The sequence below is a fragment of the Pseudomonas sp. CJQ_9 genome (assembly GCF_043106615.1).
Lineage (GTDB): Bacteria > Pseudomonadota > Gammaproteobacteria > Pseudomonadales > Pseudomonadaceae > Aquipseudomonas > Aquipseudomonas juntendi.
In genome coordinates this window covers 37,506-50,229 of the sequence record NZ_JBICMS010000091.1, presented here as the reverse complement: position 1 = coordinate 50,229, position 12,724 = coordinate 37,506, and the positions used below count along the sequence as shown (strand labels likewise).

Sequence of the window (12,724 nt, the reverse complement as noted above, 5' to 3'; positions counted from 1 at the left end):
ATCGACACGGCCCCCTTGTAGGAGCGGCCTCGTGTCGCGAAAGGGCTGCACCGCAGCCCCGACAATCTGTGCAGTAGCCAAGATCTTGGGGCCGCTTCGCGACCCTTTCGCGACACAAGGCCGCTCCTACAGGGCCTTGCGTTGTCAGTGGGTGACGGTTTCCAATTCATGTTCAGACGGTTGCTGCTGGGCCACCGCCTTTCGCATCTGCTCACACCCCCACAACACCCGCTCCGGCGTTGCCGGCGCGTCGATGTTCGGCTGCACGCGGTAATCGGCAAGGCTCGCCACGGCATCCTTGATCGCGCACCAGGCGGCAATGCCGAGCATGAACGGCGGCTCGCCCACGGCTTTGGAGTGGAACACGGTGTCTTCCGGGTTCTTGCGGTTTTCCACCAGCTTCACGCGCAGGTCCAGTGGCATGTCGGCCACTGCCGGAATCTTGTAGCTGGCCGGGCCATTGGTCATCAGCTTACCCTTGGCGTTCCACACCAGTTCCTCGGTGGTCAGCCAGCCCATTCCCTGGATGAAACCGCCCTCTACCTGGCCAATGTCGATGGCCGGGTTCAGCGAGTCACCGACATCGTGCAGGATATCGGCACGCAACATCTTGTATTCACCCGTCAGGGTGTCGACGACCACCTCCACACAGGCAGCGCCGAAGGCAAAGTAGTAGAACGGCCGGCCACGGGCCTGGCTACGGTCGTAATAAATCTTCGGCGTACGATAGAAACCCGTGCTGGACAGCGACACCTGGGCAAAGTACGCCTGCTGCACCAGTTGCTCGAAACTGACGATCTGATCGCGCACCCGCACATGGCCGTTGCGGAACTCGACGTCTTCCTCGGTCACCTGGTAGTGCCGTGCGGCAAACTCGGTCAGGCGTTTCTTGAGGATCTCGGCCGCGTTCTGGGCCGCCTTGCCGTTCAGGTCGGCACCGCTCGAGGCTGCCGTGGGCGAGGTGTTGGGCACTTTGTCGGTATTGGTGGCGGTGATCTGGATACGGCTGAAATCCACCTGGAAGATCTGTGCCACCACCTGCGCCACTTTGGTGTTCAGGCCCTGGCCCATTTCGGTGCCGCCGTGGTTCAGGTGGATGCTGCCATCGGTGTAGATGTGGATCAGCGCACCGGCCTGGTTGAGGAAGGTGGCGGTGAACGAAATGCCGAATTTGACCGGGGTCAGGGCCAGGCCTTTCTTCAGCACCGGGCTGTTGGCGTTGAAGCGGCGGATCGATTCGCGGCGTTCGGCGTAGTCGCTGCTGGCCTCCAGCTCGGCGGTCATCTCCTCGAGCATGTTGTGCTCGACGGTCTGGTAGTAATGGGTGACGTTGCGTTCTGTCTTGCCGTAGTAGTTGGCCTTGCGCACCGCCAGGGGGTCACGGCCCAGGTGGCGGGCAATGTGGTCCATCACCTGTTCGATGGCAACCATGCCCTGCGGGCCGCCAAAGCCGCGGTACGCCGTGTTGGAGGCGGTGTTGGTCTTGCAGCGGTGACCATGCACGGTGGCATCGCCCAGGTAGTAGGCATTGTCGGAGTGGAACATGGCGCGGTCGACGATCGAGCCAGACAGGTCGGGCGAGTAGCCACAGTTGCCGGCCAGGTCCAGATTGATGCCATGCAGGCGCCCATCTTCATCGAAGCCCACGTCGTACTCGACGTAGAACGGGTGGCGCTTGCCGGTCATGGTCATGTCTTCGACCCGCGGCAGGCGCATCTTGGTCGGCTGGCCGGTCAGGCGCGCCACCACCGCGCACAGGCAGGCCGGGCTGGCGGCCTGGGTTTCCTTGCCGCCAAAGCCGCCGCCCATGCGGCGCATGTCCAGTACCACCTTGTTCATCGGCACGTCGAGTACTTCGGCGACCAGCTTCTGCACTTCGGTGGGGTTCTGCGTGGAGCAGTAGACGATCATGCCGCCATCTTCGGTAGGCATCACCGAGGAAATCTGCGTTTCCAGGTAGAAGTGCTCCTGGCCACCGATGTGCAGGGTGCCCTGGAGGCGGTGCGGGGCGCTGGCCAGGGCGCTGGCGGAATCGCCGCGCTGGTGGGTGTGGCTGTCGAGCACGAAGTGCCGCTTGCGCAGCGCGTCGACCACGTCCAGCACCGGTTCCAGGTCCTCGTATTCGACGATTGCGGCCATGGCCGCCTTGCGTGCGGTGTCCAGGTCACCCGCAGCCACGGCCAGCACCGGCTGGCCGAAGAACTCGACCTTGTCGATAGCCAGCAGCGGGTCACCCGCCACCACCGGGCCGATGTCCTTCAGGCCAGGGATATCTTCGTGGGTGATGGCGATGCGCACGCCCTCGAAAGCATAGCACGGCGTGGTGTCGATGCGCAGGATGCGCGCATGGGCACGGTCGGCGGTGCGGGCATAGACGTGCAGCTGGTTGGGGAATTCCAGGCGGTCGTCAATGTACAGCGCCTCGCCGGAAACATGTTTGTCGGCGCTGTCGTGCTTGACGCTGCGGCCAACCCCGGTGGTCAGGTGCTGGCTGAACAGTTCGGCCATCTCGGCCTGGCTCTTGGCTACATGGTGGTTAGACATAAGCGGTCACCCGGGTTTCGATGTGCGGCGATTGCTGTTCGATGAAGTACTTGCGCAGCAGGTTTTGCGCAGTCAGCAGGCGGTATTCCTTGCTGGCGCGGAAGTCGCTGAGCGGGGTGAAGTCTTCGGCCAAGGCCTGGCAGGCACGCTCGATGGCAGCCGCGTTCCAGGGTTTGCCGCGCAGCGCGGCTTCGCAGGCGCGCGCGCGCTTGGGTATCGCTGCCATGCCGCCGAAGGCGATGCGCACACCGCTGACCACTCCGTCCTCGATGCTCAGGTTGAAAGCGCCGCACACGGCGGAGATGTCGTCGTCCAGGCGCTTGGATACCTTGTAGGCACGGAACGCCCAGTCGCGGCTGGCGCGTGGCACGATGATCTTCTCGATGAACTCGCTGTCCTGGCGGGCAGTGATGCGGTAGTCGATGAAGTAGTCCTCCAGCGGCATCACCCGTTGACGCTCACCCTGGCGCAGCACCACCTGCGCATCCAGGGCGATCAGCAGGGGTGGCGAGTCGCCAATCGGTGAGGCATTGCCAATGTTGCCACCGAGGGTGCCCTGGTTGCGGATCTGTAGCGAGGCGAAGCGGTGCAGCAGGGCGCCGAAGTCGGGGTACTCGTCGTTCAGGGCGCCGTAGCAGTCGGTAAGCGGGGTTGCAGCGCCGATTTCCAGGTGGCTGGCGGTTTTTTCGATGCGTTTGAGTTCGGCGACGTGGCCCACGTAGATCATCACCGGCAGGGTCTTGTGGAACTGGGTGACTTCCAGAGCCAGGTCGGTACCGCCGGCCAGCAGCCGCGCCTCTGGGTGCGAGCTGTACAGTTCGGCAAGATCCGCCACGGTCAGTGGCACCAGGCAGCGCTTGTCGCCGCTGTTCAGTTCACCGGTCTGGGTGGGGGCAATGGCCTTCAGGCGGCTGATGGTATGCGCCTGCTGAGCATCGAACTGGTCGCGGCAAGGCTGACGGCAGCTCTGCTCGGCGGCGTCGAGGATCGGCCGGTAGCCGGTGCAGCGGCACAGGTTGCCGGCCAGGGCCTCCTGGGCCTGGTGCAGGTCGGCACCGTCGCTGTTCTTTTGCAGGGCAAACAGCGACATCACGAAGCCTGGTGTGCAGAACCCGCATTGCGAACCATGGCAGTCGGCCATGGCCTGCTGCACGCTGTGCAGCTGGCCCTGGTGCTTGAGGCCCTCGACGCTGATCAGTTGCTTGCCATGCAGCGACGAGACGAAGGTCAGGCACGAATTGAGGCTGCGGTAGCGCAGGCTGTCGTTGCCCTGTTCGTCCTGGGTCAGTTCACCGACCACCACGGTGCAGGCGCCGCAGTCACCGCTGGCGCAGCCTTCCTTGGTGCCGGGTTTGCCCAGGTGCTCGCGCAGGTACTGCAGCACCGTCATGTTAGGGTCCAGGGCGTGCTCACTACGCAGCTCCTGATTGACGAGAAACTGGATCACGGGGATGGCCTCGCAATGGTTTTATTGTTGTTGGGCGGACTCTAAGCAACACCTGTCCAGCAGGTCAATATTTTTCTGACCCAAAGGTCAAGAAATTGCGCATGGTCTCGCCCAACCCTGTTCATTGCCCTATTGCAAGCATAGATCGCGCCGGCCCCGCGGTTGTCTGCGGGGTCAAATAAAGCGCCTGCTCCCTCTGCGCGACCAATGGTCAAGTGCGCTACACTTCGCCCCTTGTGCCCAGTTCAATGATTTTGAAGGAAAACCATGACGTTCAAGGCCCCGGACAGCCTCTCCGAGCAGATTGCCGATTACCTGGCCGAACGCATCATCCGCGGCGAGCTGGCGCCCGGCGAGCGCATTCAGGAGCAAAAGGTTACGCAGGCACTCAATGTCAGCCGTGGCTCGGTGCGCGAAGCGCTGCTGATTCTCGAACGCCGCCACCTGGTGGCGATTTTGCCGCGCCGCGGTGCGCACGTCACCGAGCTGGACGAACGCAACGTGCGCAGCCTGTGTGCGCTGATGGGCGAGTTCTATATCCTGCTGGGCAACGCGGTTGCGCAAAAATGGCGCACCGAAGCCGACCTGCGCCCGTTTCTGGAAATTCAGCAACGGCTTCAGCGCGCCCACGACCGGCTGGACATCAAGGCTTTCGTCGGCGACAGCTTCGCGGTGATGCGCGCCGCCTATCCGTTTGCCGATAACCCATTCCTGCAGGAAACCGTGGAAAACCTGCAGCCGGCCATGAGCCGTGCCTATTACCTGGCGCTGGACCAACGCCAGGCCAACATGATCGATTACCTCGACCTGTTCGCCCGCCTGCTCGAAGCAGTGGTCGCCCGTGACCTGCCGCACATTCGCGAGGTGCTTACCGCTTACTGCCAGCGCAGCTGCGAACTGGTGCTGGCGGCACTGGCCCGAGGCTGACCGATGCGCCTCAAATGCATTCGCCTGGCCGGCTTCAAGTCGTTCGTCGACCCGACCACGGTCAATTTCCCCAGCAACATGGCGGCCGTGGTCGGCCCCAACGGCTGCGGCAAATCCAACATCATCGACGCGGTGCGCTGGGTGATGGGCGAGAGCTCGGCGAAAAACCTGCGCGGCGAATCGATGACCGACGTCATCTTCAACGGCTCCAGTGGCCGCAAACCGGTCAGCCAGGCCAGCATCGAGCTGGTATTCGACAACAGTGAAACCACCCTGGTCGGCGAGTATGCCGCGTACGCCGAAATTTCCATCCGCCGCAAGGTCACCCGCGACGGGCAGAACAGCTACTACCTGAACGGCACCAAGTGCCGCCGGCGCGACATCACCGACATTTTCCTCGGCACCGGGCTGGGGCCGCGCAGCTACTCGATCATCGAACAGGGCATGATCTCCAAGCTGATCGAGGCCAAGCCCGAAGAGTTGCGCAATTTCATCGAGGAAGCCGCCGGCATCTCCAAATACAAGGAGCGCCGCCGCGAGACCGAGAACCGGATCCGCCGCACCCAGGAAAACCTGGCGCGCCTGACCGACCTGCGTGAAGAACTGGAACGCCAGCTCGAGCGCCTGCACCGCCAGGCCCAGGCCGCGGAAAAGTACCGTGAGTACAAGGCGCAGGAACGGCAGCTGAAAGCGCGCCTGTCGGCCTTGCGCTGGCGCGACCTGGACGAGCGGGTGCGCCAGCGCGAGTCGGTGATCGGTGACCAGGGCGTGGCCCACGAGGCACTGGTGGCCGAGCAGCGCAACGCCGATGCCAGTATCGAGCGCCTGCGTGACGGTCATCACGAGTTGTCCGAGCGGTTCAACCAGGTGCAGGGCCGCTTCTATTCGGTGGCCGGTGACATTGCCCGGGTCGAGCAGAGTATCCAGCACGGTCAGCAGCGCCTGCGCCAGTTGCAGGACGACTTCAAGGAGGCCGAACGCACCCGCTTGGAAACCGAGTCGCACCTGGGGCATGACCGCACGTTGCTGGCGACCCTGGGCGAAGAGTTGGCCATGCTCGAACCCGAGCAGGAAATGACCCTGGCCGCCGCCGAAGAAGCTGCGGCGGCACTGGAAGAGGCCGAGCTGGCCATGCACGGCTGGCAAGAGCAGTGGGACAGCTTCAACAGCCGTTCCGCCGAGCCACGCCGCCAGGCCGAAGTGCAGCAGGCGCGCCTGCAGCAGCTGGAAACCAGCCTGGAGCGCCAGGCTGAGCGCCAGCGCAAGCTGGGCGAAGAGCGCGAGCAACTGGGGAGCGATCCGCAGGACGCCACCCTGCTGGATCTGGCCGAGCAACTGGCCAGCAGCGAAATGTTGCTGGAAGAACTGCAGCTCTGCGAAGAACAGGTGGTCGAGCGTCTGGAATGCGCGCGCGGGCAGTCGCAGCAGGCTACCCAGGCCCAGCAGCAGGCGCAAGGCGACCTGCAGCGCCTGGGCGGCCGCCTGGCATCCTTGGAAGCGTTGCAGCAGGCAGCCCTGGAGCCGGGGGCGGGCGCCGCAGACTGGCTGCAGGGCCAGGGCCTGGAGCAACAGCCACGCTTGGCCGAAGGCATGCGGGTAGAACCGGGCTGGGAGCTTGCCGTAGAAGCCGTGCTCGGCGCTGACCTGCAGGCCGTGCTGGTGGACGATTTCAACGGCCTGGATTTTGCCGGTTTGGAACAAGGCGAGCTGCGCTTGCTGCAGGCCAGCGAAGCCAGCGCGTCGTTGCCCGGCAGCCTGCTGGAAAAGGTCGAAGGCCGTGTTGATCTGGCCCCCTGGCTGAGCCAGGTCAAGCCTGTCGAAAACTTGGCCCAGGCGCTGGCGCAGCGCACATCGCTTGGCGACGGCCAGAGCCTGGTCAGCCGCGATGGTTACTGGGTTGGCCGGCACTTCCTGCGGGTGCGCCGTGGCGGTGAGGCCGAAGGCGGTGTGCTGGCGCGTGGCCAGGAAATCGACCGCCTGGGCCAGGAACAACTGCGGCAGGAAGCGGCGTTGGAACAGCTTGAGCAACAGTTGCAAACCCTGCGCGAGCAGCAGCGGGACCTGGAAGAACAGCGCGAGCAACTGCGCCGCCGCAGCCAGGAAGAAAACCGCCTGCACGGTGAACTGAAAGCCAGCCTCTCGGCCAGCCGTGCGCGCGCCGAACAGGTCGAGCTGCGCCGCCGGCGCTTGCACGAAGAACTGGCCGAACTGGAGGAGCAGCGCGCCCTTGAGCACGAACAGCTGGGCGAAGCCCGCTTGTTGCTGCAAGAGGCGGTGGAGCTGATGGCCCAGGACACCGAACAGCGCGAGCAATTGATGGCCCGCCGCGACGCCCTGCGCGAAAGCCTCGATCGGGTGCGCCAGGAGGCCCGCCAGCACAAGGACCACGCCCACCAGCTGGCCGTGCGCCTGGGCTCGCTGCGGGCACAGCATGAATCCACCCGCCAGGCCCTGGAGCGCCTGGAACAGCAGGCGGCAAGGCTGGCCGAGCGCCAGGAGCAACTGAGCCTGAACCTGGAGGAGGGCGAGGCGCCACAGGAGGAGTTGCGCCTGAAGCTCGAAGCGCTGCTGGAACTGCGCATGAGTGTTGACGAGGAAATGCGCCAGGCGCGCCTGCACATGGACGAAGCCGACCGCGAATTGCGCGAGGCCGAGAAGCGCCGCACGCAGGCCGAGCAGCAGGCGCTGCTGTTGCGCGGCCAGCTGGAGCAGCTGCGGCTGGAGTGCCAAGGCCTGGATGTGCGGCGCAAGACCTTGCATGAGCAGCTGCTGGCCGACGGTTACGACCTGCAAGGGGTGCTTGCCACCCTGGAGTCCGATGCCAGCGAGCAGGGCACCGAGCAGGCGCTGGAGCAACTCGAGGCGCGTATCCAACGCCTGGGCGCGATCAACCTCGCCGCCATTGAGGAGTACGAGCAACAATCTGAGCGCAAGCGCTACCTTGATGCCCAGGACGCCGACCTGGTGGAGGCACTGGAGACCCTGGAAAACGTCATTCGCAAGATCGACAAGGAAACCCGCAACCGCTTCAAGGATACCTTTGATCAGATAAATGCCGGGTTACAGGCACTTTTCCCAAAAGTTTTCGGTGGTGGCAGCGCTTATCTGGAACTGACGGGCGAAGATCTACTCGATACAGGGGTGACGATCATGGCGCGACCACCGGGCAAGAAGAACAGCACCATCCATCTGCTGTCCGGCGGCGAAAAGGCACTGACCGCATTGGCGCTGGTGTTTGCCATCTTCAAGTTGAACCCCGCACCGTTCTGCATGCTCGACGAAGTCGATGCGCCGCTGGACGATGCCAACGTCGGGCGCTACGCGCGCCTGGTCAAGGAAATGAGTGAGAGCGTGCAGTTCATCTACATCACCCATAACAAGATTGCGATGGAGATGGCCGATCAACTGATGGGGGTAACCATGCATGAACCCGGTTGTTCACGTCTTGTTGCAGTTGATGTGGAGGCCGCCATGGCCATGGTCGATGCGTGATGCGCGACGATGCGGGCACTTTCTCCAAGGAAATGCCCCCGTCATGTGCGACAGACGGTGTAAAGTTGTCTTTGGTCGTGCTAGCTTAATGTCACTCGTTTATTGCGTGGGTAAAACGCCTGTCAGAACATAGAGTTGGCGCCACGTGTTAAAGGGCTTTGAACCCTTTGTTTTCAAGCATATTTTTATAGAGGCACGGGATTACATGGAAATCGGTCTGCGCGAGTGGCTGATCCTCATCGGCATCATTGTCATTGCCGGTATTCTTTTCGACGGCTGGCGCCGCATGCGCGGCGGCAAAGGCAAGTTGAAATTCCGTCTGGACCGCAGTTATTCCAACCTGCCGGACGAAGAGGGCGGCAGTGCCGAAGTGCTCGGCCCGCCGCGGGTGCTGGATACCCATAAAGAACCGGAACTGGACGAAAGCGACCTGCCTTCGCTCAGCGCCTCGGCACGTGACCGCGAGCGCGAGCCAAAGCCGGCCAAGGCCAGCAAGCGTGGCAAGCGCGCCACAGCCGCGGCCGATGTGCAGCAGGGCGACCTGGGCCTGAGCGCCGAGCCGCGCGAGCCCGACCTGTTCACCGACAGCGACGACGACTTCGCCGCCGACAACACCCGTGCCAACCCTGCGCCCGCTGCCAGCAGCAGCGTCAAGGAGCTGCCGCCGGCCGAAGAGGTGCTGGTGATCAGCGTCATTTCCCGCGACGAGGGTGGCTTCAAGGGCCCGGCATTGTTGCAGAACATTCTTGAAAGCGGCCTGCGCTTCGGCGAAATGGACATCTTCCACCGCCATGAAAGCATGGCCGGCCACGGCGAAGTGCTGTTCTCCATGGCCAATGCGGTCAAGCCTGGTGTGTTCGACCTGGATGACATCGACCATTTCAGCACCCGTGCGGTGAGCTTCTTCCTCGGCCTGCCTGGCCCACGTCATCCGAAGCAGGCCTTTGACGTGATGGTGGCGGCCGCGCGCAAGCTGGCCCATGAACTGAACGGTGAGCTCAAGGACGACCAGCGCAGCGTGCTGACTGCCCAGACCATCGAGCACTATCGCCAGCGCATCGTCGAGTTCGAGCGCCGTGCGCTGACCCAGAAGCGCTGACAGATCCAACGAAAGAGCAGCCTGAGGGCGTGCGGGTCGGTTCGGGTACCGTCGTTGCCTGTGCCGGCCTCTTCGCGGGTAAACCCGCTCCTACAGGTACACCACCGCCCTTGGGCGTGTGATGCCCATGTAGGAGCGGGTTTACCCGCGAAGAGGCCGGCACAGGCAATAGACACCTGGAACCCCGCGCACCACCCCAGGCTGCTCTTTTGCTTTGCAAGAGAAGACAAACCCCATGACCGCCGAAACCCGTATCCACGAACTGCGTGCCGAGCTCGACCAGCACAACTACCGCTATTACGTGCTCGACGAGCCCAGTGTGCCCGACGCCGAATACGACCGCCTGTTCAACGAGCTCAAGGCGTTGGAAGCCGAACACCCGCACCTGGTTACCCCCGACTCGCCCACCCAGCGCGTCGGCGGTGCAGCCCTGTCGGCCTTCAGCCAGGTGCGCCATGAAGTGCCCATGCTCAGCCTGGGCAACGCCTTCGAGGAAGCCGACCTGCGTGAGTTCGGCCGCCGTGTGGTGGACGGCCTCGATCAGCCGGGCGCCGTTGACTACAGCTGCGAACCCAAGCTCGATGGCCTGGCCGTTAGCCTGCTGTACCGCGACGGCCAGCTGGTGCAGGGTGCCACGCGCGGCGATGGCACCACTGGCGAAGATATCAGCGCCAACGTACGCACCGTGCGCAACATTCCGCTGAAGTTGCACGGCGAGGGCTGGCCCGCGGTGCTGGAAGTGCGTGGCGAGGTCTACATGAGCAAGGCCGGCTTCGACCGCCTCAATGCAGCCCAGGCCGAAGCCGGCGGCAAGACCTTCGCCAACCCCCGCAACGCGGCTGCCGGTAGCCTGCGCCAGCTCGATTCGAAAATCACGGCCAGCCGCCCGCTGGAGTTCTGCTGCTACGGCGTCGGTCAGCTGTCTGCCAGCATCGGCGACAGCCATATCGGCATCCTTGAACAGCTCAAGGCATGGGGCCTGCCGATCAGCCGCGAGCTCAAGCATGCGGCAGGGATCGAAGAGTGCCTGGATTACTACCGCGACATCGGCGAGCGACGTAACAGCCTGCCGTATGAAATCGATGGTGTGGTATTCAAGGTCAACAGCCTGGCCGCCCAGCGTGAACTGGGCTTCCGCGCCCGTGAACCGCGCTGGGCAATCGCCCACAAGTTCCCGGCCATGGAAGAGCTGACCGAGGTGCTGGACGTCGAGTTCCAGGTCGGCCGTACCGGCGCGGTCACCCCGGTGGCGCGCCTGAAACCGGTCAAGGTGGCGGGCGTGACCGTGTCCAACGCCACCCTGCACAACATGGACGAAATCGCCCGCCTGGGCCTGCGCATTGGCGACACGGTGATCATCCGCCGGGCCGGCGACGTGATCCCGCAGGTGATGCAGGTGGTGCTGGAGCGTCGCCCGGACGATGCCCGCCCGGTTGCCGTGCCAAGCGAGTGCCCGGTGTGTGGCTCGCAAGTCGAGCGCACCCAGCTGGTCAAGCGCAGCAAGGGCAAGGAAACCACCAGCGAAGGGGCGGTGTACCGCTGTGTCGGCCGCCTGGCCTGTGGTGCGCAGCTCAAGCAGGCGATCATTCACTATGTGTCGCGTCGCGCCATGGACATCGACGGGCTTGGCGAAAAAAGCGTCGAGCAGTTGGTGGACGAAGGCCTGATCGGCTCGCCGGCTGACCTGTACAAGCTGCAGTTCGAGCAGGTGGTCGGCCTGGAAGGCTTCGCCGAGGTGTCTACCCAGAAACTGCTGGATGCCATTGAAGCCAGCAAGCGGCCGAGCCTGGCGCGCTTCATCTATGCGCTGGGCATACCGGATGTGGGTGAGGAGACGGCCAAAGTGCTGGCCCGTTCGTTGGGCAGCCTGGCGCGCGTGCAGCAGGCCTTGCCGCAGGTGCTGACGTATCTGCCGGACATTGGCCTTGAGGTCGCCTACGAGATTCACAACTTCTTCGAAGACGAGCACAATCAGAAGGTTATCCAGCAGTTGCTCGATAGCGGCATGCAACTGCAGGACGAAGGCGAGTTGGCCGCCGAATTCGCGGCCAGCACCAGCTTGGCCGGCATGATCGCCAAGCTCGACATCGCTTCGGTAGGCCCAACCGGTGCCGAGAAGCTGGTAGCCAAGCTCGGCAGCCTGGACAAGATCATCGCTGCCGACGGCATCGACCTGCGCCAGGCACTGGCGGCCAAGCAGGCGGATGCGGTGCGTGAATTCTTCAAGGATGAAGCCAACCAGAAACTGGCGCGGGCTATCGAGGCGCAGTTGCTGGCGTTCGGCATGCACTGGACCAGCGAGAAGAAAGTCGCCGAAGGTTTGCCGCTGGCCGGCCAGACCTGGGTACTGACCGGTACCCTGGAGCGCATGAGCCGCGATGTGGCCAAGGACAAGCTGGAAAGCCTTGGCGCCAAGGTGGCCGGTTCGGTGTCGGGCAAGACCCAGTGCGTGGTCGCAGGGCCGGGGGCTGGATCGAAGCTGGCCAAGGCCAGCGAGCTGGGCGTGAAGGTGCTGGACGAGGAGGCCTTCGTCGCGTTCCTGGCCGAGCAGGGCATCGCTATTTAAGTCCCTGCGCGCGCCCCTTGTGGGAGCGGGCATGCCCGCGAACACCGGCAAAGCCGGTGCCATCCATCGCGTAGCTTGCTTCGCGGGCACGCCCGCTCCCACAGGGCTCGCGCCAGTCTTGCCTGCAACATCACCCCAACCCAGACAAGTCATTGAGAAATGATGACTTTTTCTGCTCCTAGAGGTTGTATCTGCCCCCAGGACCGGTACAATGGCGCCACTCGCTGCTCAGCGAGGCATGTTGTGGTGGCCCTATCGGTCCCCCCGCATTGATTACCCGTTAACCTGGTCAGGCCCGGAAGGGAGCAGCCATAGCGGGAACATCGAGTGCCGGGGTGTGGCTGGTGGGGCCGCCTCCATTCCGGGGTCGGAAAACCTCAATCTGCTGCGAACGCCTTCTTTCTGTCCTGCTTCTCGCCCAATGCCCCCAACGCCGACAGCTTCATCAGTCGCTGGAATTTAGGGCAGGCCAGATGATCCTCCTCAGGGCACTGCGCCGCATGTCGCAAGCCTTTGCTCATCGCCTCTGGGCGCCTACCCATGTCACAGGCAGCACGCGAGCTCGAATCGGTCGCAATACCCTGTGGGAGCGGGCGTGCCCGCGAAACAGGCGACGCGGTATAGGCACCAGCTTCACCGTAGATCGCCG

General features: G+C 63.8%; 6 protein-coding genes, 1 other RNA gene and 1 pseudogene. 5 read left to right on the top strand and 3 right to left on the bottom strand.

Going from position 1 to position 12,724, the window contains the following annotated elements; translation table 11 throughout:
• Positions 1–144 precede the first annotated feature (144 nt).
• Both xdhB and xdhA read right to left on the bottom strand, forming a co-directional pair.
• Positions 145–2,544 carry a xanthine dehydrogenase molybdopterin binding subunit gene (gene xdhB / locus ACF8SD_RS18635; RefSeq protein WP_392484939.1) on the bottom strand — a complete coding sequence of 800 codons (2,400 nt, stop codon included), beginning with the start codon at positions 2,542–2,544 and terminating at the stop codon, positions 145–147.
• Complete coding sequence (gene xdhA, locus ACF8SD_RS18630; RefSeq protein WP_392484938.1) at positions 2,537–3,991, bottom strand: xanthine dehydrogenase small subunit; 1,455 nt, start codon at positions 3,989–3,991, stop codon at positions 2,537–2,539. The genes xdhB and xdhA overlap by 8 nt, the downstream gene beginning before the upstream one ends.
• A gap of 267 nt (positions 3,992–4,258) precedes the next feature.
• Between xdhA and ACF8SD_RS18625 the strand changes: the two genes are divergently transcribed.
• From ACF8SD_RS18625 to ffs, 5 genes are all read left to right on the top strand, one after another.
• Positions 4,259–4,918, top strand: coding sequence for a GntR family transcriptional regulator (locus ACF8SD_RS18625; RefSeq protein ID WP_173888149.1), 660 nt, complete (start codon positions 4,259–4,261; stop codon positions 4,916–4,918).
• 3 nt (positions 4,919–4,921) lie between these two features.
• Positions 4,922–8,410: a chromosome segregation protein SMC gene (gene smc / locus ACF8SD_RS18620; RefSeq protein WP_392484937.1), complete on the top strand. Its 3,489-nt coding sequence runs from the start codon at positions 4,922–4,924 to the stop codon at positions 8,408–8,410.
• Positions 8,411–8,615: 205 nt separating this feature from the next.
• Positions 8,616–9,509 carry a cell division protein ZipA gene (gene zipA / locus ACF8SD_RS18615; protein WP_173888153.1) on the top strand — a complete coding sequence of 298 codons (894 nt, stop codon included), beginning with the start codon at positions 8,616–8,618 and terminating at the stop codon, positions 9,507–9,509.
• 235 nt (positions 9,510–9,744) lie between these two features.
• The gene (gene ligA, locus ACF8SD_RS18610; protein ID WP_392484936.1) at positions 9,745–12,075 is read left to right on the top strand and encodes an NAD-dependent DNA ligase LigA; all 2,331 of its coding nucleotides are present in this window, start codon (positions 9,745–9,747) and stop codon (positions 12,073–12,075) included.
• A gap of 253 nt (positions 12,076–12,328) precedes the next feature.
• Positions 12,329–12,425: signal recognition particle sRNA small type (ffs, locus tag ACF8SD_RS18605), an RNA gene on the top strand.
• Between the two features lie 27 nt (positions 12,426–12,452).
• On the opposite strand, the pseudogene ACF8SD_RS18600 reads toward ffs, so the two are convergent.
• Positions 12,453–12,611, bottom strand: a pseudogene (locus tag ACF8SD_RS18600) (MerR family transcriptional regulator); the annotation flags it as partial.
• Between the last annotated feature and the right edge of the window lie 113 nt (positions 12,612–12,724).